Source organism: Phycicoccus jejuensis (assembly GCF_000720925.1).
In the GTDB taxonomy this organism is placed as follows: domain Bacteria; phylum Actinomycetota; class Actinomycetes; order Actinomycetales; family Dermatophilaceae; genus Phycicoccus; species Phycicoccus jejuensis.
Window position 1 is genome coordinate 13,387 of record NZ_JOEE01000008.1, and the last position, 22,485, is coordinate 35,871.

A 22,485-nucleotide genomic window follows, 5' to 3' on the forward strand; every position below is an offset into this window, starting at 1 on the left:
GCACGTGGGAGTCCTCGGACCGCGCTCACCCCGCACCGGCCGCCGCGAGCCGGTCGTCGTCGAGGCCTTCCTGCGCGGGCTCGACGTCTTCCGCCCGATCGGCACCGCCTACGCGGCCTTCCTCGCGTGGACCCGCCGCGACGACATGGTCCGGCCATGGGTCGCCGTCCTCGTCATCGGCGTCCTCGCGGCGTGGTCGCTCGGGCTGCTGCTCTACCGGCGGCGCAGCCGGGTCGTCGTCGGGGTCGAGGTCGTCATCGCCGTCCTCGCCATCCTCGCGACGCCGCTCGCGGACGGGATGGACGCGGTCAGCGCCGGCCAGTACACGCTGCCGACCGTGTGGGCGGCCGGGTCGGTCGCGGGCGGCGCGGTCGTCGCCGGGGCCCGGGGCGGGCTGCTGTCCGCCCTCGTCATCGCCGCCGCCGACCTCGTCGAGATCGCCGGCCGTCCGACGCAGGCGACCGTGCACAACATCGTCATCCTCGTCCTCCTCGGCGGGCTCATCGGCCTCGCCGTCGACCTCGCCCGCTCCGGGCTGGCCCGGGAGGAGCAGGTGCTGCTCGAGCGCGAGCGGCTGCGCGAGCGCGAGCGCATCGCCCGCGTCGTGCACGACGGCGTGCTGCAGTCCCTCGCGTGGATCCACCGCCGGGGCGTCGAGCTCGGCGGTCCGGCGCAGGAGCTCGCCGACCTCGCCGCCGACCAGGAGCGGGCGCTGCGCCGCTTCGTCTCGGGGGCGGGCGCACCGGGCGAGGCGCCCGTCGACCTCCACGGCGTCGAGGGCGCCGAGGTCGACCTGCGCCTGCTCGTCACCGCCCACGAGCGCCCCGGCGTCGGGGTGGCCGTGCCCGGCGACCCGCTGCTCGTCGACCCGCAGGTCGCCCACGAGCTGGACGCCGCGCTCTCGGCGGTCCTCGACAACGTCGAGCGGCACGCCGGTCCCGGGGCCCGCGCCTGGGTGCTCCTCGAGGGCGACGCGACCGGCGTCGAGCTGACCGTCCGTGACGACGGCGCGGGCGCCGAGCTCGCCGAGCTCGTGTCCGCCTCCTCCCGTGGCCGGCTCGGGGTCTCGTCGTCCATCCGCGGCCGGGTCGAGGACCTCGGCGGAACCGCCACGTGGACCACGCGTCCCGGGGCAGGATGCACCGTGCACCTCACCGTCCCGCGCCGAGCCCAGGAGCAGCCGTGACCGACGCCCCGACGACCGGGACGGACACCGCCCCCCGGGTGCTCGTCGCCGACGACCACCCGCTCTGGCTCTCCGCGCTCGAGCGCGACCTCGTGGCCCGCGGCGTGCAGGTCGTCGGCACCGCCGCGGACGGACCGTCGGCCGTGCGGCGCACCCGCGCGACGACCCCCGACGTCCTCGTCCTCGACCTCAACCTGCCGGGGATGCGCGGCGACGAGGTGTGCCGGGCCCTCGGCGACCTGCCGACGCGCGTGCTCATCCTCTCCGCGAGCGGCGAGCAGCAGGACGTCCTCGCGGCGATCAAGGCCGGTGCCACCGGTTACCTCGTGAAGTCGGCCTCGCCCGGCGAGATCCTCGACGCCGTGCTCGCGACGGCCCGCGGCGAGGCGGTCTTCACGCCGGGGCTCGCCGGGCTCGTCCTCGGGGAGTTCCGTCGGCTCGGCGCGGCGGAGGAGCCGGCGGAGTCCGCGCCCGAGCGGCCCATCCCGCAGCTGACCGCCCGCGAGACCGAGATCCTGCGCCTCGTCGCGACGGGGATGACGAGCAAGGAGATCGCCGCGCAGCTCGTGCTGTCGCACCGGACGGTCCAGAACCACGTGCAGAACACCCTCGGCAAGCTGCACCTGCACAACCGCGTCGAGCTCGTCCGGTTCGCGCTCGCGCACGGCCTCGAGGACGAGGACCCCGCGGCCACCTGAGGCGTCGGGGGCCATCCGGCATCCGGGCCCCGTGTCCCGGATGCCGGACGCGCACCTACCATTGACGCTCGTGAGCACGACCACCTCCTCCACGCCCCTCCAGCGGCTCGCCGCCGGTGCCGACCTCCCGGCTGCGCAGCAGCCGACCTGGCCCGACCGCGCCGCCCTCGACGAGGCCGTCGGGACGCTCGCGACCTATCCGCCGCTCGTGTTCGCGGGGGAGTGCGACGTCCTCAAGGCCCGGATGGGCGCCGTCTCGCGCGGCGAGGCGTTCGTGCTCCAGGGCGGCGACTGCGCCGAGACCTTCACCTCGGCGACGGCCGACAACATCCGCGACCGGGTCAAGACGATCCTCCAGATGGCCGCCGTCCTCACCTACGGCGCGTCGGTGCCGGTCGTCAAGGTCGGGCGGATGGCCGGGCAGTACGCCAAGCCGCGCTCGAGCGACGAGGAGACCCGCGAGGGCGTGACCCTGCCGGCCTACCGCGGCGACATGGTCAACGACTACGAGTTCACCGCCGAGTCGCGCCGCCCGGACCCGATGCGTCTGGTCCGCGGGTACCACGCGAGCAGCGCGACCCTCAACCTCGTGCGCGCCTTCACGACCGGTGGCTTCGCCGACCTGCGCCACGTCCACGACTGGAACAAGGGCTTCGTCGCCAACGCGGCCAACGCCCGCTACGAGCGCCTCGCCAAGGACATCGACAAGGCGATGCGCTTCATGTCGGCGTGCGGCGCCGACTTCGACGCGATGCGCACGACCGAGTTCTTCTCCGCGCACGAGGCGCTGCTGCTCGACTACGAGCGACCGATGACCCGCGTCGACTCGCGCACCGGTGAGCTCTACGACACCTCGGGCCACTTCATCTGGGTCGGCGAGCGCACCCGCGACCTCGGCGGCGCGCACATCGACTTCGTCTCGAAGGTCCGCAACCCGGTGGGCGTCAAGGTGTCCGCGGGCGCCGACGTCGACGACCTCCTGCGGATGATCGACGTCATCGACCCGCAGCGCGAGCCCGGCCGGCTGACCTTCATCACCCGGATGGGCGCCGGCCGCATCCGCGAGGCGCTGCCCTCCATCGTCGAGAAGATCACGGCGTCCGGCGCGCAGGTCTCGTGGGTCTGCGACCCGATGCACGGCAACACGTTCTCGTCGGCGTCCGGGTTCAAGACCCGCGACTTCGACGACGTCGTCGACGAGGTGCGCGGCTTCTTCGAGGTCCACCAGGGCCTCGGGACGCACCCGGGCGGCATCCACGTCGAGCTGACCGGCAACGACGTCACCGAGTGCATCGGCGGGTCGGAGAAGATCCTCGACGCCGACCTCGGGACCCGGTACGAGTCGGTCTGCGACCCGCGCCTCAACCACCAGCAGAGCCTCGAACTGGCGTTCCTCGTCGCCGAGATGCTCTCGCAGGACTGACCCGAGAGGTGGCCGCCATCCGCGCCGACCTGCTGTCCGACACCCTGACCCGACCGACCCCCGCCATGCGCGAGGCGATGGCCCGCGCCGACGTCGGCGACGACGTCTTCGGCGAGGACCCCACGGTCCGCGCCCTCGAGGAGAAGGTCGCCGGCCTGCTCGGCCACGAGGCGGGGCTGTACACCCCCACCGGGTCCATGGCCAACCAGCTCGGGCTGCGGCTGCACGTCGCACCCGGACGGGAGCTCGTCGCCGACCAGCAGGCGCACGTCGTGCGCGCGGAGCTCGGTGCGGCAGCGGTGTTCTCGGGCATCACGAGCCGCACCTGGGCGAGCGAGCGCGGCCTGCTCGACCCGGCCGGCCCGATGTCGCTCGTGACGACCGGGGTCGGTCCGTACCAGGTCGAGACCTCGCTCGTCGTCGTCGAGAACACGCACAACTTCGGCGGCGGCACCGTCCAGCCGCTGTCGGCCATCCGCGAGGTGCGTTCTGCCACAACGGCTCTCGGCGTGGCGATGCACCTCGACGGCGCGCGCCTCTGGAACGCCCACGTGGCGTCCGGGGTGGCGCTGACCGACTACGGTCGCGAGTTCGACACCGTGTCGGTCTGCCTCTCCAAGGGCCTCGGCGCCCCCGTGGGCTCGGTCCTCGTCGGGTCCGTCGACGCGATGGCCGAGGCGCGCATCTGGCGCAAGCGCTACGGCGGCGGGATGCGCCAGGTGGGCATCCTCGCGGCCGCCGGCCTGCACGCCCTCGAGCACCACGTCGAGCGGCTCGCCGACGACCACGCCCGGGCGCGCCGCTTCGCCGACGCCTGCGCCGAGGCGGTGCCCGGGGTCATCGACCCCGCCACCGTCGAGACCAACATCGTCGTCCTCGACGTCGGGGCGGCCGGGCTCACCTCGGCCGCGTTCGTCGAGGCGCTGCTCGTCCACGGCGTGCGGACGTACTCGGTCGGGCCGCGGGCCGTCCGCCTGGTCTGGCACCTCGACGTCGACGACGCCGGCACCGAGGCCGCCATCGCCGCGGCGCGCGAGGTGCTCACCGCGGCCTGACGCCTCGCACCCGGCGGAGGAACCCGGTTGTCGGCGGGCCTGGCACGGTGCCACCCTCGCAACGTGCGACCCGTGCCGACCCACCCGCCCTACGACCAGTTCCTCGCGACCGCCGAGTGGGTGGCCGACGCCCGGCCGGGGGTCGACCGGGAGATGGCCCGGGAGGTCTTCGGCGAGGCTGCGACCCTGCTGTACGACGGGCTGGTGATCGACGACCTCGACGAGCACGACGCGGGGCTCGTCGTCACCGGGCTGTGCCTCGACCTCGTCTCGCCCGACCCGGGAGCGGCGCTGCGCGAGCGCGCGCGGCGCGTCGGTGAGTCTCCGGGGGAGCACCACGACCCGGAGTCGGTGGCGCGCTGCTACGCCGTCTGCGTGCGGCTCTTCCAGCTCTGACCGGGGTCCCAGGCGTCGACCCCCAACGGGCACACGCCGGTGAGGTCGAACGCGGCGTCGTCGAACGCACCCACCACGGAGCGCAGCCGATCCGAGACGTCGAACAGCTCGGGGAGCTCGGCCTGGCGTCCTGCGAGTGTCGAGGTCGTCCACGTAGCGACTGATCGCGGTCCGTACCTCCTCCGCGCGGGCCAGCAGGACCTGCCTGGCCTCGAGGCTCCACTGGTCCGGACCGTCGTCCACGGCACCCGTCTCGTCGTCCGTGCGACGACCGTACGTCGGCACGTCGCGACACCTCGCCCCCCGGGTGGCGTCAGACGTCGTGGTGCAGCGCCTCGACGGGCGGGTCGTCCGCGGCGCTGGCTCCCCGGCGGCGGCGGCGCGCGAGCATCCCGCGCAGCTCGACGAGGTACATCGACGCCACGACGAGCCCGCCGCCGAGCAGCAGCCGGGGCGTGGCCGACTCGCCGCCGAGCAGCACCGCGAAGAACGCCGCGAACACCGGTTCCATCGCCATGACGATGGCGGCGCGTGTCGCCGTGAGGTGCGCCTGCGCCCAGGTCTGTGCCCAGAGGGCCGCCGCGCCGGCGACGAGGGCCATGTAGAGCACCGAGGCCCACTGGCCGCCGCCGGAGGGCAGGGTCAGTCCGCCCGGGACCGCCCCCACCCCGCAGACGAGCGCGATGACGCCCGCCTGCACGGTCGCCAGCCCGACGGCGGCGGACGGGGTCGACCACCGGCCGAGGACGATGATGTGCCCGGCGTAGAGCACGGCCGACGCGAGCGTCACGCCCTCGCCGTACCCGACCGACAGCCCGCGCAGCGACAGCACGGCGAGGCCGACGGTCGTGAGGGCCACGGCGCCCCACGTGACGGCGTCGACGCGGTCGCGCAGGAGCAGCGCGCCGAGCACCGGCGTGAGCACGACGTAGGTGCCGGTGACGAACCCCGACACCGAGGCATCGGTGTGCGCGAGCCCGACGGTCTGCAGCACCTGGGCGAGCCCGTAGAGCACGCCGAGGGCGATCCCGAGGCGCAGGTCGGCGCGCGAGAGGGCCAGCGTCTGACGCCGGAAGACGGCGAACATCACGACGGCCGCGATCGCGAAGCGCACCGCGAGGAAGTCGCTCGGCGGCACCGTCTCGACGAGGTCGCGGATGAGGAAGAACGTCGAGCCCCAGACGGCCGTGACGAACAGCAGGAGCAGCGTCGCCGCGCGGGCGAGCCGGGGGGAGGTGGTCACCGTCGTCAGACGATGGTGACCGTGACGGTCGAGCCCTTGCGGGCCTTGCCGTTCTCGGGGTCCTGGAAGCGGACGGTGCCGAAGATGCCGCCGAGGGCCCGCTCGACCTTGACCTGGAAGCCGGCGCCCTCGAGGATGCGGCGGGCCTCCGGCAGCTGCTTGCCGATGACGTTCGGCACGTCGACGAGCACCGGCCCCTTGGACACGACGAGGGTGACCTGGTCGCCGCGGTACAGGGTGCCGTCGCGCGGCGACTGGCTGACGACGTCGCCCGCGGCGACGGTGTCGCTGTTCTCCTGGCGGGAGGCGTCGACGTCGAGGCCGAGGTCCTCCAGCGTCTTCGTGGCCGCCGCGGCGTCCTTGCCCGTGACGTCCGGCACCGAGATCGGCTGGCGTCCCTTGGACACGACGAGCGCGACGGCGGCGTCCCGCTTGAGCTGCGTCCCGGCCTTGGGCGAGGTCGAGACCACCTGGCCGTCAGGCACCTTCTCGGAGAACGCCTCGGTGACCTTGCCGAGGGCGAGCGTGCCGGACTCCAGCTGCCGGCGGGCCTCGGCGAGCGAGGACCCGGCGAGGTCGGGCACGGCGTAGCGCTCCTTGCCCTTGGAGACGGTGAGGACGACGTCGCTGCCACGCCGGACGGTCGAGCCCACGCCGGGGCGCACGTCCATGACGGTGCCGCTCGCGACGTCCTCGGAGAACGCCTGCTGCACGGTGGCGTCGAGCTCGGCCGAGCGCAGCGCCGCGACGGCCTGCGCCTGCGGGCGGTCGACGACGGACGGCACGGTGGCGGTCGCCCCGGGGCCGAGGAAGAAGAACCACGCGGTCGCGGCGGCGAGGAGCACCGACGCGGCGGCGGCCGGCCACCAGTTGCGCGGCCGGCCGCGCCGGTCGTCGACGACGACGCCCTCGAGCGGGCGCGCCCCGACGTCGATGGCGGTCGTGCGGGCGGTGTCGGAGGCGGGCGCGAGGGCCGTGCGGTCGCGCACCGGCAGGGCCGCGGTCGAGGTCGGCACGCTGGCAGCGGCGGCCGCGGCGACCCCGGCGGGGCGCGCGTCGAGGTCGGCGGCGCTGAGGCCGGAGCGGGTGCGGCGCAGCAGCGCGAGCAGCTCGGCGGCGTCGGCCGGCCGCTCGTCGGGGTCGCGGGCGGTCGCCTCGGCGACGAGCTCGTCGATCGACGCGGGCAGGCCGGGGACGCGCTCGGACGGAGCCGGCACGCCGCCGTGCACGTGCTGGTAGGCCACGTGGATGGGGGTCTCGCCGGTGAAGGCCTTGGTGCCGGTTAGCATCTCGAAGAGGACGAGGCCGGCGGCGTAGACGTCGGAGCGGGCGTCGGCCACCCCGCGCTCGACCTGCTCGGGGGAGAGGTAGGCGACGGTGCCGAGCAGGACGCCGGACGAGCTGGTCATCGTCTGGCTCGAGACCGCGCGGGCCAGGCCGAAGTCGGCGACCTTGACGGTGCCGTTGTCGTTGATGATGACGTTCTCGGGCTTGACGTCGCGGTGGATCAGGCCCTTGCCGTGGGCCTCGGCGAGCGCCATGAGGACCGGCTCGAGGAGGTCGAGCGCGGCGCGCGGCGAGAGCGAGCCCTCGGCGTGCAGCACCTCCCGGAGGGTCTGGCCGGGCACGTACTCCATCGCGAGGAAGGCGTGCCCGTCGTCCTGGCCCTGGTCGAAGACCGCGACGACGTTCGGGTGCGAGAGCGAGGCGGCCGAGCGGGCCTCGCGCCGGAAGCGGCTGACGAAGGTGTCGTCGTGGACGAGGTGCGGTCGCATCACCTTGAGCGCGACCTCGCGCTCGAGGCGCTCGTCGAGGGCGAGGTAGACGGTGGCCATCCCGCCGTCGGCGAGGCGCGACAGCACGCGGTAGCGGCCGTCGAGGGTGCGCCCGATGAGCGCGTCGCCGGTGGATGACACCGTAGGAGTGTACGTAGTCACGACCCTGCCCCCGTCCCGCGACCGGCCGGTCACATGGTCGCGCGGAGGCGGTTGATCGAGCGCACGTAGGCCTTGGTGTCGGAGTACATCCCGTGGCGCTGGACCGACGCCAGGCCCTGGTAGTACCCGGCGATCGCCTGGTCGGTGCTGGAGGCCGCGCGGCCGAGCGCGCGCAGCATCACGACCCCCGCGGTGATGTTGTCGCGGGCGTCCAGCAGGTTGAGCTTCCTCCCGACGAGCGAGGAGGCCCACTCGCCACCGGAGGGGATGACCTGCATGACGCCGACGGCGTTGGCGGGGGAGACGGCCCGCTGGTTCCAGCCCGACTCGTGGTAGCCGACGGCGAGCGCGAGGCGGGGGTCGACGCCGTGCCGGCGGGCGGTCTCGGTGATGATCCGCTTGGTCTCGGTGCGGCTCGGGACCGAGCGCTTCGCGAGGAGGTCGTGGTTGCGGCGGGCGGCCGCGACGACGCCGGAGGGGTACTTCACGCCGTTGAAGGTGTCGGAGACCGCGTGCGCCGCGGTCGTGGGCACCTTGAGGCGCTGGCCGACCCGCAGCAGCGAACCCGTGGAGATGCCGCTGGCGCGGGCGAGCGCGCCGACCGTCGTGTCGTACCGGGCGGCGATGCCGCTCAGGGTGTCGCCGGAGCGCACGGTGTAGGACCTGGTCGAGGGGGCCGTCGAGCGGGCCGCCGCCTTGGAGGTCGACGACGACGCGCTCTTCCCGCCCCGGACGACCAGGCGGTCGCCCGGGTGGATGAACGAGCTCGCGGAGCGGTGGTTGGCCTTGAGCAGGGACGCGAGCGAGACGCCGTAGCGCTGCGCGATGCCGCTGAGGGTGTCGCCGGAGCGCACGACGTGGACGGTGCTCTTGGTGGTCGCCGCCTTGGCCGACGAGGCGCCGCCCGAGGTGCGCGGGACCGAGATCCGGTCGCCGGGGTGGATCATGCCGGGGTTCTTCAGGTGGTTGTGCGCCGCGAGGACCCGCACGGTCGTGCGGTAGCGCTGCGCGATGCCGTCGAGCGTCTCACCGGGGCGCACGGTGTGCGCGGTCCAGCCGTGCGGGGCGACCCGGCCCGGGGCGGCGACGGCGTGCAGCGTGGCGGCGGGAGCGGCGGGCGGGGGAGCGGCGGTGACCATGCGGAGGGGTCCTTCGTCGGGGGTGTCGGGCGCGCGAGGGCGTCTCGGCTGTGATATCCGGGACTCAAGGTACCGGAGTGACGGCTGGTGTGCGTGGTGTGGAAGGGATTCGGCGGCCCCGGGGCTGCTCCCGTCGCCGGCCCGGGCTGTGGCACGCTGGCCCGCGTGAGCGAGACCCCGACGAGCCCCGACGCCCGCGACGACCTCGAGGCCCTCGTCCCCGAGTGGCTGACCGTCCCCGACCTCGTCGAGCGGCTGGGCCGCCGGCTCTCGGACGTGCGCACCCTCCTCGAGGAGCGCGAGCTCATCGCGGTGCGCCGCGGCGAGCGCAACGTCGTCTCGGTCCCGGCGGGCTTCGTCGACGACGACGGGCCCCTGCCGGCGCTGCGTGGCACCTTCACCGTGCTCGCCGACGGCGGGATGGACGACGCCGAGATCATCCGCTGGCTGCACACCCCGGACGACACGCTGCCGGTGCCCGGCACGCCGCTCGACGCCATCCGCGCCGGCTTCAAGACCGAGGTCCGCCGGCGGGCGATGGAGGAGGCCTTCTAGGCCCTCGCCTCAGGCGCGGCGGGCGGTCGCGGTCGCGACGAGCTCGAGGAGCACCTCGCGGGCCTGCGGGTCCAGCGCGGGCGCGGCGTCGAGCGCGGCCCGGGCGGAGTCCGCGAGCCGCCCGATCTCGTCCTCGAGGACGCCCACGGCGCCCGAGCCGGTGATGAGGCCGCGCAGCTCGTCGACGTCGCCGACCGCGAGGTCCGGGCGGCCGACGAGCTCCTCGACGCGGGCGCGCCCGCCGGCGTCGCTGCCGGCGAGGGCGTGCGCGAGGAGGACGGTGCGCTTGCCCTCGCGCAGGTCGTCGCCGGCGGGCTTGCCGGTCTCGTCGGGGTCGCCGAAGACGCCGAGCAGGTCGTCGCGCAGCTGGAACGCCCGCCCGACGTCGAGGCCGTAGCGCGAGAGCGCGTCGAGCCCGGCGGCGTCCATCCCGCCGACCGTCGCGCCGATGAGGAGGGGGTGCTCGACCGTGTACTTGGCGCTCTTGTAGCGGATGACCCGGCCGGCGCGGGCGACGCGCTCGTCGTCGGGCAGGCCGGCCCAGGGGCGCACCGACTCGACGACGTCGAGGAACTGGCCGGCCATCAGCTGGGTGCGCATCCGGTCGAAGACGGGGCGGCCGCGGGCGACGTCGGCGTCCGGCAGCCCGCACGTCGCGTAGAGCTCGTCGGTCCACGTGAGGCAGAGGTTGCCGGCGAGCACGGCGCCCGCGAGGCCGAAGCGGGCGTCGTCGCCGGACCAGCCGCGGTCGGCGTGCCGGGTGGCGAGCGCGCGGTGGGCGGCGGGCATCCCGCGGCGGGTGTCGGAGTCGTCCATGACGTCGTCGTGGATGAGCGCCGCGGCCTGGAACAGCTCCATCGCGGCGGCGAGGCGCACGAGCGCCTCGGAGTCGGGGAGGCCTGCGGCGCGACCGCCCCAGTAGAGGAAGGCGGCGCGCAGCCGCTTGCCGCCCCGCAGGAGGTCGCCGATCGCCAGCAGCAGGTCCTCGACGTCCGGTCCGAGCTCGGCGAGGACGTGCGCCTGCGCGGCCAGCTCGTCGTCGAGGACGCGCTGGACCCGTCCGCGCAGGTCGGCGGTGTCGAGCACGCTGGTCACGCGGTGGCTCCTCGGCGGTTCGGGCGGGGTCGGCGCCGGACGGGCGACGGTCGGATGCTGGCGCCCCCGAGCCTACGGTGTCGCGCCTCGCGTACCCTCGCCGCCATGGCCCACTTCGGCGGGGGCGGCCGCCCCGAGCACCTCGTCGCGTCGATCCCGGCGCGCCTGCGGGATGCCCGCCCGGCCGTCAGCTTCGAGTTCTTCCCCCCGAAGGACGACGCCGCGGAGGTGCTCCTCTGGGACGCGATCCGTCGTCTGGAGCGGGTCCGCCCGGCGTTCGTGTCGGTCACCTACGGCGCCGGCGGCACGAGCCAGGACCGCACCGTCCGGGTCACGGGCCGGATCGCCGACGAGACCTCGCTCACCCCGCTCGCGCACCTCACGTGCGTCGACCAGTCGGTCGCCGACCTGCGCCGGGTCGTCGGCCAGTACGCCGACTCCGGCGTCCGCAACGTCCTCGCGCTGCGCGGCGACCCGCCGGGCGACGTCCGCGGCACGTGGCGCAACCACCCGGACGGCCTCGACCACGCCGAGGACCTCGTCCGGCTCGTCCGCGGGCTCGGCGACTTCACGCTCGGCGTCGCGGCCTTCCCCGACGTCCACCCCGACAGCCCCGACCTCGACCACGACGTCGAGGTGCTCGTGCGCAAGGCCGACGCCGGCGCCGAGTTCGCCATCACCCAGATGGTCTTCGACCCCGCCACGTGGCTGCGTCTGCGCGACCGGGTCGCCGCCCGCCGCGACCTGCCGGTGACTCCCGGGCTCATGCCGGTCACGAGCTACCGGCAGATCCAGCGGATGAGCGAGCTCATGGGCACGCCCCTGCCGCCCGGCGTCGTCGAGCGCCTCGAGGTCGTCAAGGACGACCCCGCGGCGGTGCGCGCGGTCGGCGTCGAGATCGCCGTCGAGATCGGCCGCCGCCTCCTCGACGAGGGCGCGCCGGGGCTGCACTTCATCACGATGAACCGCTCGACCGCCACGCTCGAGGTGCACGAGGCCCTCGGCCTCTGACTCCGGCGCCGCGTGTCCCCGCCGGCCGAGAAGCCGGGGGAGTGACAGGGCCGGCTTTCGCGTCGTCACGGTGATGGCGCAGAAACTCATGGAGGACCCGGATGCATCCGCGTCCCGCGCCGACTTCCGCGTCACGCCCGTGACGGCAGCGTTGCACGGCCGCCGCTCTGGCCCCTGGTGATGCGTCCGTCGGACTGGCCCCACGGTCGCTGGAGAACCCCGCGGTGCATCACCGGTTCGGGGAGCTGTCGGAGGGCGCTGGGAAACTCGACGGGTGGCCAGGGAACCGCGTATCGAGCCCTCCGGGGACGTCGTCGACCGGGTCGCGTCCACGGCTCTGGCGCTCCCCGACGCGTACGAGGAGGACGCCTGGACGGGTGTGAGGTGGCGGGTGCGGAGCAGAACCTTCGCCCACGTCCTGGTCTCCCAGGAGGGTTTTGCGTCGTCCTACCGGGACGTGACCGGCGTGGCCGCACCCATCACGGTCCTGACCTTCCGGTCGACCGGGGAAGAGCTGCAGGCACTGACACACGTGGGCCCGCCCTTCTACCGACCGTCCTGGTCGCCCACCGTCGTCGGCATGGTGCTCGACGACGAGACCGACTGGCAGGAGGTCGTCGAGCTGGTGACGGAGAGCTACCGGTTCTGCGCACCCAGGAAGCTCGGGCGGCGGCTGGACGGATGACGACTGGCCATCATGCGGCGAACGCACCGCGGCAGGTGGGTACGTACGACGGAACCGCCGCGTCATCACTGGGACGGCGCGGAAACCGGTGCTCAGCGGCAGATGCGGACGGAACTGCGCCGTCTCGACCCGTGTCTCGTCGCCGGTAGGCGACGGTCGCGTGGTGGTGCGACCCTGACGATGGTCGAGGTCGCGCAGGGCCGACGAGCGGCGTCGAGGCGGGCCACGACGACCACGTCGTCGATCCGAGCAGTGCGGATCCGCATCCGCTGCGCGCGGGCCAGCGCTCGCAGCTCGGCCCGCAGCCCGTTCGCCTCGGTGTCGGCCACGCGCCGGGCCGACTCCCTCCTCGCGTCGTCGAGCCCGGTGACCGATAGTCGCCCAGGGGGGCGGCGACGCGAAGCCTTCCCTCGAGGGGAACCGTGCAGGACACTCCCGAGATGAGCACGGACGCTTCGATCGTCGCCGCATGGATCGCCGCAGGGGCTGCACTCGCCGCTGCCGGGGTGGCCTACTGGTCGTCGCGCGAGCAGGTCTCTCGCCAGAACGCCTTCGAGAGGGAGCAGTCTCGGCTCCTCGACCTGCGGACGACCTACCGCTCGTTCATGGCACCTGCCGAAAAGCTCGTCGACCTCCTCGACCAGTACATCCACGTGGGGGAGATCAGCAGGTACGAGATCGCGCTGGAGCTGACCAGCGCAGTCGCGGAGCTGGTTCCGGAGTCGGCCCCCGGGATGGTGCCGCCCAACCCGATCCCCGAGCTGGATCCCCAGAGTCACGAGGCCGTGACGCTGAGGCAGCTCACCGGGGCCATGCGGACGCAGAGGGTGATGGTCGACCTCGTCGGGCCGGATGACGTCGCGAGCGCCGCACTCGCGTTCGAGCGTTCGATGCGACGAGCGGCCGGTGCGGTGCTCAGCCGGGACGCCGCCGGCGCTGCGGACAGCTTCATGGAGATGGTCGGTGACCGAGAGAAGTTTCTTGCCGCGGCCAAGGACGTCACGCGACACGGGTGACCTCGGAGAGGCCGAGACGGCCCCGCTCCGGAGGCAGGAGCGGGCACTCGCCCCTGCGTCACGTCGCCGCTGGCCGTTAGCGCTCGCCGAGGTGCTCGCGCAGGATCCTCATGACGAACCGGTGGTCCTCGAGCTGCGGCAGCCCGGAGACCCCCATCCACCCAACGACACCGGCCCCCCGGACGTGCAGCGGGACGGCGCCGCCGGCGGCGGCGAACCGCGACGAGGGCAACGCGAACTTGTCTGCAAGAGTAGTCCCTTGGTCCTTGCACAGTCGGGCGACGTACAGCGAGGAGCGTTCGAACCGCATGACCACGCGCCCCTTGCGGCGCAGCCACTCGTTGTTGTCGCGCGTCGAGCCGGGGAGCGCGCAGTGGAACAGCTGGCGCTCTCCTCGCCAGACCCCGACCGCGATCGGCAGCCCCTGCTCCAGGCCCGCCTCCACGGCCCGGCAGCCGAGGGCGTAGGCGGTCTGCTCGGTGAGCTCGGGCAGGACGACCTCGTCCTCCGCCCGCGCGATGTCCTCCGTCGTCGGCCACTGGTCCACAGCGCCATCATGGGGCACCTGTCAACCGATCCGTGCGCCGGTCGGGTCCCGGGTCAGGCGACGTCCATCGCCTGGCCGCCGGTGATGCGGATCAGCTCGTCGTAGGTCGTCGCGAAGACGGCGTGGCTGTGGCCGGCGGCCGCCCAGACGCGGTCGTAGCGCCCGAGGGTGACGTCGACGACCGTCCGCAGCCGCTGCGGGTGCCCGACGGGCGCGACGCCGCCGATGGCCATCCCGGTGTGCTCGCGGACGAAGTCGGGGTCGGCCCGCTCGAGCGCGTCGACCTCGAGGAGGCTCCCGACCTTCGCGGTGTCGACGCGGTGCCCGCCCGAGGCGAGGACGAGCAGGGGCGTGCGAGAGCCGTCGGCGCCGACGGCGACGAAGACGAGGCTGTTGGCGATCTCGGCGGGGGAGACCCCGAGCGCGTCCGCGGCGGCCTGCGCGGTGCGGACCGCCCCGGGCAGCTGGCGCAGCTCGGGGCGGACGTGGTGCAGGGCGAGGGTCTCGAGGACCCCGGCGACGCGCCGGTGGGTCGTGAGGTCGCGCTCCGGAGGGGGTGCGGCGGCCACGCCGGCGGGGTCGGTCGACATGACCGCAGCGTAGTGGCAGCCGGACGTCCGCCGGCGGGGGTGACGGCGCCCGGCGGTAGGGTCCCGGCGATGCGCGCGCCCTCCACGGTCCTGGTCCGTCACGACCCGTGCCACTGGCTGCCCGAGGGGGGTGTGGCGGAGGTGGTCCTCGCGGGGTCGGCGACGCCTCCCGACCCTGTGGCCCTCGTGCGCCTGGCCGTGACCTCCCCGGGGCCCGACGGGCCGGCCCTGCTCGTCACCGAGCGGGCAGACGGGCGCGGACCGGACCTGCCGACCGCGGTGGTGGGCGACACCGTGGGGGCGACGGTCCGACGCCTGGCCGGGGAGGTGCTCACCGGTCACGACCCGACACGGTTGGTCGGCTGGGTCCGCAACACCGTGCCGGTCGACGCGGCTCCCTACCCCTGGCCCACCCCGGTGGCGCACTTCGCCGTGTGGCACGTCGTGGCCGCCCGCGACCAGCTGCGGACCGGGCGCTGGCTCCCACTCGTGGAGACGGGATCGGTTCTGGGAGAACGGCACTGGTGGCCGTTGCTGCCCCACGTCCGGACCTGACGGGTCGCTGGTGGCCCGGGTGCGCCGGGGGCTGCGGCGATCCTCCCGGATGTCCCGTACCGCTTGACGAGGTGTCGGGGGAGGGGTCTACAGTGGTCATCAGGTCGAACACGCGTTCGAACATCCCCCACCGGTCCACCGGCCCCGCGAGGTCGCCGGGCGATCGGTCCTGCCCGTCCGGAGGTGCCTCATGGTGCGTCGTCACGACGACCCGCTCGAGGTGGCGGGGGCCGACCCGACTCCGCGCTCCTTCGTCTGGCGGGGGCGGCGCTACACCGTGTGCGCCGTCCTCGACGCCTGGCAGGAGCGGCGCGCCTGGTGGCGCGAGGTGGGGGAGGACGGTGCGGCCACCGCGACCGAGCGGCGGGTGTGGCGGGTCGAGGCCCGCCCGCCGTCCGGGCCGGTCGGGGTCTTCGACCTCGGCCGTGACGACGACCACTGGCTCCTCCTGCGGGCCCACGACTGAGACGGACGAGACCGATGCCCCACGCCGCCACCACCCTCGACCTCCTCGAGCGCTCCCGCGCCTCCCTCGCCGACGCCTGCGTCGCGGGCCGGGCCTCCACCCGCTACCTCGCGGCCTCGCTCGCCGCGCTGCGCGCCGCCGCCGCGCTCGTCGCCTCCCGGCCGGCGCCCGAGGCCCCCGGCGCCGGACCGCACGACGTCTGGGCGCTCGTCGCCCGCACCGCGCCCGAGCTCACCGAGTGGGCCGAGCGCTTCGCCGCGGTGACCGGGCACCGGGTCGGGGTCGAGACCGGCCTGGTCCGGGTCACCGCCCGCGAGGCCGACGACCTCCTGCGCGACGCCGAGGTCCTCCTCGACCTCGTCGCGGCCCGCCTCGGGGTCCCCGTCGCCCCCGCCGCCCGCCGGCTCGCGCCCGTCCGCTCCGCCTGAGGCCCGCCATGCCCACCGCCGACGGGTTCGCCCACCTCCACGTCGCCTCCGGCTACTCGATGCGCTACGGCGCCTCGCAACCCGAGGACCTCGTCGCCCGCGCCGTCGACCTCGGCCAGGGCACGCTCGCGCTGACCGACCGCGACGGCCTCTACGGCGCGGTCCGCTTCGCGCAGGCGTGCGGCGCGGCGGGCGTCGACCCCGTCCTCGGGGTCGACCTCGCCGTCGAGGACCTCCTGCCCGCCCCGCCCGTGCGGCGGGCGCGCACCCCGGTGCGCGGCGGTGCGATCGTCGACCCGCGTCGGCCCCGGGTCACCGTCCTCGGCCGGGGCGGCGGCGGGGGAGCGGCCGCGGGCGCCGGCTGGGCCTCCCTCTGCCGCCTCGTCACCGAGACCCACCTGCGCGGCGAGCGCGGCGTCCCGGTCACCACCCCCGCGCTCCTCGCCCGGTGGACCGCCCCGGCCGGTGACGACGCCGCGGCCCCTGCGCGCCTCGTCGTCCTCCTCGGCCCCGACTCCGACGTCGGGCGGGCCGTCCTCGCCGGGCAGCGCGAGCACGCCCGCGACCTCCTCGCCCGCTGGCGGGCGCTCCTGCCGCGTGACGGCCTCGCCGTCGAGGTCGTCCTCCACGGCGGCCCGGAGGGCACCCCCGGCTGCCGGTCACACGCCGGCCGGATGCTCGCCCTCGCCGACGCCGCCGGCGTGACGGCCGTCCTCAGCGCCGCCGTCCGGCACGCCGAGCCGGGACAGGTGCGCACCGTCGACGTCCTCGACGCCGCGCGCCGGCTCGTCGTCCTCGACTCCCGCCACCTCGACCGGGTCACCGACGCCGGCCACCTCGCGAGCACCGCCGACATGCACGCCCGGGCCCTCACCGTCACCGGCGGCGACACCGCCCGCGCGCAGCGCCTCCTCGCGATGACCGCGCGGGTGGCCGCCGAGTGCGTCCAGCACGCCCGCGACGACCTCGGCATCGGCGCGGTCCACCTGCCCGAGCCCGAGATCCTCGGCATCGAGCCCGGCACCGACCCGATGGACGTCCTCGCGCAGCGCTGCCGCGCAGCGGTCGGCCGGCGCTACCCGGACGCCACCGACACCGAGCGGCAGGTCGTCCTCGACCGCCTCGACGCCGAGCTCACCGTCGTCCGCTCGCTCGGCTACCCGACCTACTTCCTCACCGTCGCCGAGGTCACCGACCTCATCAGGGCCCGCGGCGTGCGGGTCGCGGCCCGCGGCTCGGGCGCCGGCAGCCTCGTCAACCACCTCCTCGGCATCAGCGGGGTCGACCCGATCCGCCACCGGCTGCTCATGGAGCGGTTCTGCTCCCCGCTGCGCGCCGAGCTGCCGGACATCGACGTCGACGTCGAGTCCGCCCGCCGCACCGAGATCTACGAGGCCGTCCTCGAGCGCTTCGGCGGCGAGCGCGTCACGTGCGTCTCGATGATGGACACCTACAAGGTCCGCCACGCCGTCCGCGACGTCGGGGCCGCCCTCGGGATGCCTCCGCTCGAGATCGACGAGATCGCCAAGGCCTTCCCGCACGTGCGCGCCAAGGACGCCCGGCACGCCATCGCCGACCTGCCCGAGCTGCGCAGCCGCGGCCTGGACTCCCCGCGGATGGCGCAGTTCTTCGACCTCGTCGAGTCCCTCGACGGCCTGCCCCGGCACATCGCCCTCCACCCGTGCGGGGTGGTGCTCTCCAACGCCGGGATGCTCGACCGCACGCCCGTCGAGGCGTCCTGGCTCGGCTTCCCGATGAGCCAGCTCGACAAGGACGACGTCGAGACCCTCGGCTTCCTCAAGCTCGACGTCCTCGGCATCCGGATGCAGTCCTCGATGGCGCACGCCGTCGCCGAGGTCGAGCGGGTCACCGGCGAGCGCATCGACCTCGACGACGAGGCGCAGGTGCCGCTCGACGACCCCGACACCTTCGAGCTGATCCGCACGACCCGCACCCTCGGGATGTTCCAGATCGAGAGCCCCGGCCAGCGCGAGCTCGTCGGCAAGCTCGGCCCGACCGCCTTCGACGACCTCATCGTCGACATCTCGCTCTTCCGGCCCGGCCCGGTCAAGTCCGACATGATCACGCCGTTCCTCGAGTCCCGGCACGGCTGGCGCGAGACGCGCTTCCTCCACCCGAGCCTGGTCCCCGCGCTCGCGGAGACCGAGGGCGTCGTCGTCTTCCACGAGCAGGTGCTCCTCATCGTCGCCGAGACGACCGGGGTGAGCCTGGCCCAGGCCGACGAGGTCCGCCGCTCGATGGGCACCCCGCACGGCCAGCAGGAGGTCGAGGCGTGGTGGCGCCCGGCGGCCGCGGCCCGCGGCTACGCGGCCGAGGACCGCGACCGGATCTGGGAGGTCCTCAAGTCCTTCGCGTCCTTCGGGTTCTGCAAGGCGCACGCCGCGGCCTTCGCGCTGCCGACCTACCACTCGGCGTGGCTGAAGACCCACCACCCGGCGGCCTTCCTCTCCGGCATCCTCACGCACGACCCGGGGATGTACCCCAAGCGGCTGCTCCTCGACGACGCCCGCTCCTTCGGCATCCCCGTGCTCGGCCTCGACGTCAACGCCTCGCGCGAGGTCTACCGGATCGAGCCGGTCGAGGAGGTCGCCCCGGACCCGCGCCCGGGGTGGAAGCAGGACCCCCAGCCCTACGGCATCCGGCTCTCGCTCGCCGACGTCAAGGGCATCAGCGAGGCCGAGGTCGCCCGCGTCGTCGCCGGCCAGCCCTACGCCGACCTCGGCGACTTCTGGGCCCGCGCCCGGGTCAGCCGCCCGGTCGTCGAGCGGCTCGTCCTCGCCGGTGCCTTCGACTCCCTCCACGGCACGACGGCCGACGGCGGGCTCGGGCGGCGCGGCCGGGTCACCCGCCGCGACCTGCTCCTCCACGTCGCCGAGCTCGACCGCTGGGACCGGGGGAGCGGGCGCCCCCGCCCGAGCCGCCGCCGTGCGCTGCCCACCTCGGCCGCCCGGGAGGTCGAGGCGGGCGGGGTCGACGTCCGTCTCCGCGCGGCCGCCCAGAGCCGGGCCGCCCGCGAGGTCGTGCCCGCCGCGGAGCAGCCGACCCAGCTGACCCTCGACCTCGGCGACCGCCCGCGCCTCGTCGCCGGGGCCGGGCTGCCCGAGATGACCGGGGCCGAACGGGTCCGGGCCGAGCTCGACGTGCTCGGCCTCGACGTCTCGAGCCACGTCGTCAGTTTCTACGAGCCGCTGCTCGAGGCCCTCGGGGTCACCCGCAGCCGCGACCTCGTCGGCTCCCGGAGCCGCTCGGAGGTCTGGGTCGCCGGGGTCAAGGTCGCGACCCAGACCCCGCCGGTGCGCTCCGGACGACGGGTGGTCTTCCTCACCCTCGACGACGGCACCGGCCCCTCGGACTGCACCTTCTTCGAGGACGTCCAGGGCCCGTACTCCGGCGTCGTCTTCCACTCGTGGCTGCTCCTCGTCCGCGGTGTGCTGCGCCGCACCGGCGACCGCGGCGTCTCCATCCGCGCCACCGGTGCGTGGGAGCTCGCGGCGCTCTGGGACGCCTGGCAGCTCGGCGGGCTCGAGGCCGTGCGGGCCGCCGTCGCGGCGGGGGAGGCCGAGGCGGTCGCCCGCGCCGAGGCCGCCGAGCACGCCGCCCGCGAGGCCGCCGAGCGCTCCGGGCGCCGGGTCCTCGTCCACGCCTCCGGCTTCCGCCAGTCGCCGTACGCCGACATCAAGCCGGCGGGCGCCGACCCCCGCGCCGGCCGTGGGGCCCCGGTCCTCGACCACCCGGGCGGGATGCCGCGACCGGTCCCGGGCACGCCCCCGGGGCGGGTCGTCCCGGCCGCGGCGGCCGCGACCCCGGCGCTGCCGCCGCGCAAGCTGTGGCACGCGAGCCCCGGCAGCTCGGGACACTAGGGTGGGCACCGCACCAGCGCCCCACCGTCCCGGAGGAGACTCACCGTGTCCGACGACCGCGGCCGGCGGCCCGGCCCCGCGAGCGGGTCGCGGACGACGGCGGTCCAGCGCGTCCTCGACGCCCACGCCGAGCAGCGCCGCACCGCGCTCGGCCGGCCGCTGCGGGTCCTCGACCTCGGCGGGGGCACCGGCGGCACCGCCGTGCCCCTCGCCGTCGCCGGCCACGAGCTCACCGTCGTCGACCCCAGCCCGGACGCCCTCTTCTCGCTGCGCCGGCGCGCGAGCGAGCGCGGTGTCGAGGCCCGGGTCCGGGCGCTGCAGGGCGACGCCGACACCGTCGCCTCCCTCGTCGGCGCCGACGAGCCCTTCGACCTCGTCTGCCTCCACGGCACCCTCGAGGTCGTCGACGACCCCGCGGCCGCGGTCGGGGCGGCCGCCGGCCTCCTCGCCCCCGGGGGCACCTTCAGCCTCGTCGTCGCGCAGCGCCTGCACGCCGTCCTCACCCACGCCCTCGCCGGCCGGCTCGACCGGGCCCGCGCGGTCCTCGAGCGCCCCGACGGGCGCTGGGGCGAGGAGGACCCCGCGCCCCGGCGGTTCGACGAGGCCGCGGTCGTCGCGCTCGTCCAGGCGCAGGGCCTCACCCCGGTCCACGTCCAGGGTGTGCGGGTCTTCGCCGACCTCGTGCCCTCCGCGCTGCTCGACTCCGAGGCCGACCGCACCGCCCTCGCCGCCCTCGAGGAGGCCGCGGCGGCCGACACCGCCCACCCGGTGCTCGGCAGCCTCGGCAGCGCTCTGCACGTCCTCGCGACCCGGGGCTGAGCACCGGGGGAGCGCCCCGTGAGCCGGCGGCAGTTCGCGCTGCCCGAGCGGCTCGTCGACACCCCGCCCGACGACACCGGCTGCACCGTCCTCCACGTCGACATGGACGCCTTCTACGCGTCCGCGAGCCTGCTCGCCCACCCCGAGCTCGTCGGCACCCCGGTGATCATCGGCGGCGGCACCCGCGGCGTCGTCCTGTCGGCGACCTACGAGGCGCGCCGGTTCGGGGTCGCCTCCGCCATGCCGATGTCCCGGGCCCGTCGCCTCTGCCCGCAGGCCACCGTGCTGCGCCCCGACCACGACCTCTACGCGACGATCTCGGCCGGGGTGATGGAGACCTTCCGGTCGGTGACGCCGCACCTGGAGCCGCTCTCGCTCGACGAGGCCTTCCTCGACGTCTCCGGGGCGCTGCGCCGCCTCGGCAGCCCCGCGGCCATCGCCCAGATGCTCCGCGACACCGTCCACGACGAGCAGGGCATCACCTGCTCCGTCGGGGTCGGGCCGAGCAAGTTCGTCGCGAAGCTCGCCTCCGGGCTGGCCAAGCCGGACGGGATGGTCGTCGTCCCGCGCGACGAGGTCGTGCCGTTCGTCCAGCAGCTGCCCGTCGCGGCGCTGTGGGGGGTCGGGGACCGCACCGAGGAGGCCCTGACCCGGCTCGGCCTGCACACCGTCGCCGACATCGCCCACACGCCGCTCGCGACGCTCGAGCGTGCGCTCGGCACGGCCACCGGGCGCCACCTCCACGAGCTCGCCTGGGGGCGCGACCCCCGGCCGGTCGAGCGCGAGCAGCGCGAGAAGAGCATCGGCAGCGACGAGACCTTCGAGGCCGACATCGACGACGCCACCGAGATCCGCCGGCGCCTCCTCGGGCTCGGTGACCGCACCGCGGCCCGGGCCCGCGCGGCCGGGCTCACCGGGCGGACCGTCACCCTCAAGGTGAGGTTCAGCGACTTCACGACGATCACCCGCTCCCGGACGCTGCGCGAACCGACCGACAGCGGACGCACGCTCCACGCGACGGCGGTCTCCCTCTTCGACGCCCTCGGCCTCCAGCGCGCCCGGATCCGCCTCGTCGGGGTCCGGCTCTCCGGTCTCGTCCCGGCGACGGAGGCCCCGCTGCAGGGGGTGCTCGGCGAGCCCGAGCACGGCTGGCGGGACGCCGACCGGGCGGTCGACCGGGCCCGCGCGCGGTTCGGCTCGGGGGTGGTCCGGCCGGCCAGCCTCGTCCGTCCCCGCCATGCGGACGTCGAACCTCGTCCGTCTGGTGTGCAACCTCGTCCATCCGCTTCCGTGGGAGGACGACGCGACATATCCTGACATTCCAGAGCTACACCCCCGGGGGCGTCGTGAGGACGCCTTGGGCCGACCAGGGAGGATCTGTGCCCCTCTCCGACCACGAGCAGAAGATGCTCGAGCAGATGGAACAGGCGCTCGCCGCCGAGGACCCGAAGTTCGCCTCCAGCATGAAGGGCGGCGGGTCCCTCCAGCGACGACGGTGGATCATCGGCGTGCTCGGGCTGGTCGCGGGGCTCGGTCTCGTCCTCGTCGGGGTCAACACGACGATGTGGGTCGGGGCCATCGGCTTCGCCCTCATGGTCGCCTCGGTCGCCTATGCCGTCACCCCGCCCCGCAAGGCCCACCTCGGCGTCGTCAGCCCCGAGGGCGGCGTCCAGCCGGCCAAGGGCCGCCCCCGCCGCAAGAGCTCGCTCATCGACCGGCTCGACGAGCGCTGGGAGCGCCGCCAGGGCGGCAACTGGTGA

22 protein-coding genes are annotated in these 22,485 nt (G+C 75.0%); 16 read left to right on the forward strand and 6 right to left on the reverse strand.

Annotation, left to right across the window (positions count from 1 at the left end; translation table 11 throughout):
• Positions 1–4 precede the first annotated feature (4 nt).
• The 5 genes from macS to IG69_RS0114835 all read left to right on the forward strand — a co-directional run bounded on the left by macS (position 5) and on the right by IG69_RS0114835 (position 4,758).
• Complete coding sequence (gene macS / locus IG69_RS0114815) at positions 5–1,186, forward strand: MacS family sensor histidine kinase (RefSeq protein WP_030528952.1); 1,182 nt, start codon at positions 5–7, stop codon at positions 1,184–1,186.
• Entirely contained in the window at positions 1,183–1,884 is a 702-nt protein-coding gene (locus tag IG69_RS0114820; RefSeq protein ID WP_030528953.1) for a response regulator, read from the forward strand. Before macS ends, IG69_RS0114820 begins: the two co-directional genes overlap by 4 nt.
• 70 nt (positions 1,885–1,954) lie before the next feature.
• A complete protein-coding gene (locus tag IG69_RS0114825) occupies positions 1,955–3,307 on the forward strand; it encodes a class II 3-deoxy-7-phosphoheptulonate synthase (protein ID WP_030528954.1) in 1,353 nt (450 codons plus the stop codon).
• A gap of 8 nt (positions 3,308–3,315) precedes the next feature.
• The gene (locus IG69_RS0114830; protein WP_030528955.1) at positions 3,316–4,362 is read left to right on the forward strand and encodes a threonine aldolase family protein; all 1,047 of its coding nucleotides are present in this window, start codon (positions 3,316–3,318) and stop codon (positions 4,360–4,362) included.
• A gap of 63 nt (positions 4,363–4,425) precedes the next feature.
• The gene (locus tag IG69_RS0114835) at positions 4,426–4,758 is read left to right on the forward strand and encodes a hypothetical protein (protein ID WP_157577636.1); all 333 of its coding nucleotides are present in this window, start codon (positions 4,426–4,428) and stop codon (positions 4,756–4,758) included.
• A 313-nt stretch (positions 4,759–5,071) separates the two neighbouring features.
• On the opposite strand, the gene IG69_RS0114840 is transcribed toward IG69_RS0114835, so the two are convergent.
• Genes IG69_RS0114840 through IG69_RS0114850 form a run of 3 tightly spaced genes read right to left on the reverse strand, consistent with a single transcriptional unit; the run spans position 5,072 to position 9,077 of the window.
• The gene (locus IG69_RS0114840; protein ID WP_030528957.1) at positions 5,072–6,001 is read right to left on the reverse strand and encodes a DMT family transporter; all 930 of its coding nucleotides are present in this window, start codon (positions 5,999–6,001) and stop codon (positions 5,072–5,074) included.
• A gap of 5 nt (positions 6,002–6,006) precedes the next feature.
• Positions 6,007–7,917 (reverse strand): Stk1 family PASTA domain-containing Ser/Thr kinase, encoded by a 1,911-nt coding sequence (gene pknB, locus IG69_RS0114845; protein ID WP_030528958.1) that lies wholly within the window; start codon positions 7,915–7,917, stop codon positions 6,007–6,009.
• Positions 7,918–7,967: 50 nt separating this feature from the next.
• Positions 7,968–9,077 carry a LysM peptidoglycan-binding domain-containing protein gene (locus tag IG69_RS0114850; protein WP_051750610.1) on the reverse strand — a complete coding sequence of 370 codons (1,110 nt, stop codon included), beginning with the start codon at positions 9,075–9,077 and terminating at the stop codon, positions 7,968–7,970.
• 165 nt (positions 9,078–9,242) lie between these two features.
• Between IG69_RS0114850 and IG69_RS0114855 the strand changes: the two genes are divergently transcribed.
• Entirely contained in the window at positions 9,243–9,632 is a 390-nt protein-coding gene (locus IG69_RS0114855; RefSeq protein WP_030528960.1) for an Rv2175c family DNA-binding protein, read from the forward strand.
• A gap of 9 nt (positions 9,633–9,641) precedes the next feature.
• Here the strand turns inward: IG69_RS0114855 and IG69_RS0114860 are convergent, their stop codons facing one another.
• A complete protein-coding gene (locus tag IG69_RS0114860; RefSeq protein ID WP_030528961.1) occupies positions 9,642–10,727 on the reverse strand; it encodes a polyprenyl synthetase family protein in 1,086 nt (361 codons plus the stop codon).
• Positions 10,728–10,832: 105 nt separating this feature from the next.
• Here IG69_RS0114860 and IG69_RS0114865 point away from each other — a divergent pair, with 105 nt between their 5' ends.
• The 3 genes from IG69_RS0114865 (at position 10,833) to IG69_RS0114875 (ending at position 13,439) form a co-directional block, all read left to right on the forward strand.
• Entirely contained in the window at positions 10,833–11,738 is a 906-nt protein-coding gene (locus tag IG69_RS0114865; protein WP_051750656.1) for a methylenetetrahydrofolate reductase, read from the forward strand.
• Between the two features lie 274 nt (positions 11,739–12,012).
• Positions 12,013–12,423 (forward strand): MmcQ/YjbR family DNA-binding protein, encoded by a 411-nt coding sequence (locus IG69_RS0114870; protein ID WP_030528963.1) that lies wholly within the window; start codon positions 12,013–12,015, stop codon positions 12,421–12,423.
• A 440-nt stretch (positions 12,424–12,863) separates the two neighbouring features.
• Positions 12,864–13,439: a hypothetical protein gene (locus IG69_RS0114875; protein WP_157577638.1), complete on the forward strand. Its 576-nt coding sequence runs from the start codon at positions 12,864–12,866 to the stop codon at positions 13,437–13,439.
• A gap of 76 nt (positions 13,440–13,515) precedes the next feature.
• Here IG69_RS0114875 and IG69_RS0114880 read toward each other — a convergent pair whose 3' ends face one another.
• Both IG69_RS0114880 and IG69_RS0114885 read right to left on the reverse strand, forming a co-directional pair.
• Complete coding sequence (locus IG69_RS0114880; RefSeq protein WP_030528965.1) at positions 13,516–13,986, reverse strand: heme-degrading domain-containing protein; 471 nt, start codon at positions 13,984–13,986, stop codon at positions 13,516–13,518.
• 53 nt (positions 13,987–14,039) lie between these two features.
• Complete coding sequence (locus IG69_RS0114885; protein WP_051750612.1) at positions 14,040–14,576, reverse strand: YbaK/EbsC family protein; 537 nt, start codon at positions 14,574–14,576, stop codon at positions 14,040–14,042.
• A 69-nt stretch (positions 14,577–14,645) separates the two neighbouring features.
• Between IG69_RS0114885 and IG69_RS0114890 the strand changes: the two genes are divergently transcribed.
• The 7 genes from IG69_RS0114890 (at position 14,646) to IG69_RS0114920 (ending at position 22,485) form a co-directional block, all read left to right on the forward strand.
• Positions 14,646–15,131 (forward strand): hypothetical protein, encoded by a 486-nt coding sequence (locus IG69_RS0114890; RefSeq protein ID WP_030528967.1) that lies wholly within the window; start codon positions 14,646–14,648, stop codon positions 15,129–15,131.
• Positions 15,132–15,321: 190 nt separating this feature from the next.
• On the forward strand, positions 15,322–15,597 hold the full coding sequence (locus tag IG69_RS0114895) for a DUF6504 family protein (protein WP_030528968.1): 276 nt from the start codon (positions 15,322–15,324) through the stop codon (positions 15,595–15,597).
• A gap of 14 nt (positions 15,598–15,611) precedes the next feature.
• Complete coding sequence (locus IG69_RS0114900; RefSeq protein WP_036830319.1) at positions 15,612–16,025, forward strand: SAV_6107 family HEPN domain-containing protein; 414 nt, start codon at positions 15,612–15,614, stop codon at positions 16,023–16,025.
• A gap of 8 nt (positions 16,026–16,033) precedes the next feature.
• Positions 16,034–19,906 carry a DNA polymerase III subunit alpha gene (locus tag IG69_RS0114905; RefSeq protein WP_036830322.1) on the forward strand — a complete coding sequence of 1,291 codons (3,873 nt, stop codon included), beginning with the start codon at positions 16,034–16,036 and terminating at the stop codon, positions 19,904–19,906.
• 45 nt (positions 19,907–19,951) lie between these two features.
• A complete protein-coding gene (locus IG69_RS0114910; protein WP_030528971.1) occupies positions 19,952–20,725 on the forward strand; it encodes a class I SAM-dependent methyltransferase in 774 nt (257 codons plus the stop codon).
• Positions 20,726–20,743: 18 nt separating this feature from the next.
• Positions 20,744–22,042 carry a DNA polymerase IV gene (gene dinB, locus IG69_RS0114915; protein ID WP_084696845.1) on the forward strand — a complete coding sequence of 433 codons (1,299 nt, stop codon included), beginning with the start codon at positions 20,744–20,746 and terminating at the stop codon, positions 22,040–22,042.
• A 62-nt stretch (positions 22,043–22,104) separates the two neighbouring features.
• Positions 22,105–22,485 (forward strand): DUF3040 domain-containing protein, encoded by a 381-nt coding sequence (locus IG69_RS0114920; protein WP_030528973.1) that lies wholly within the window; start codon positions 22,105–22,107, stop codon positions 22,483–22,485.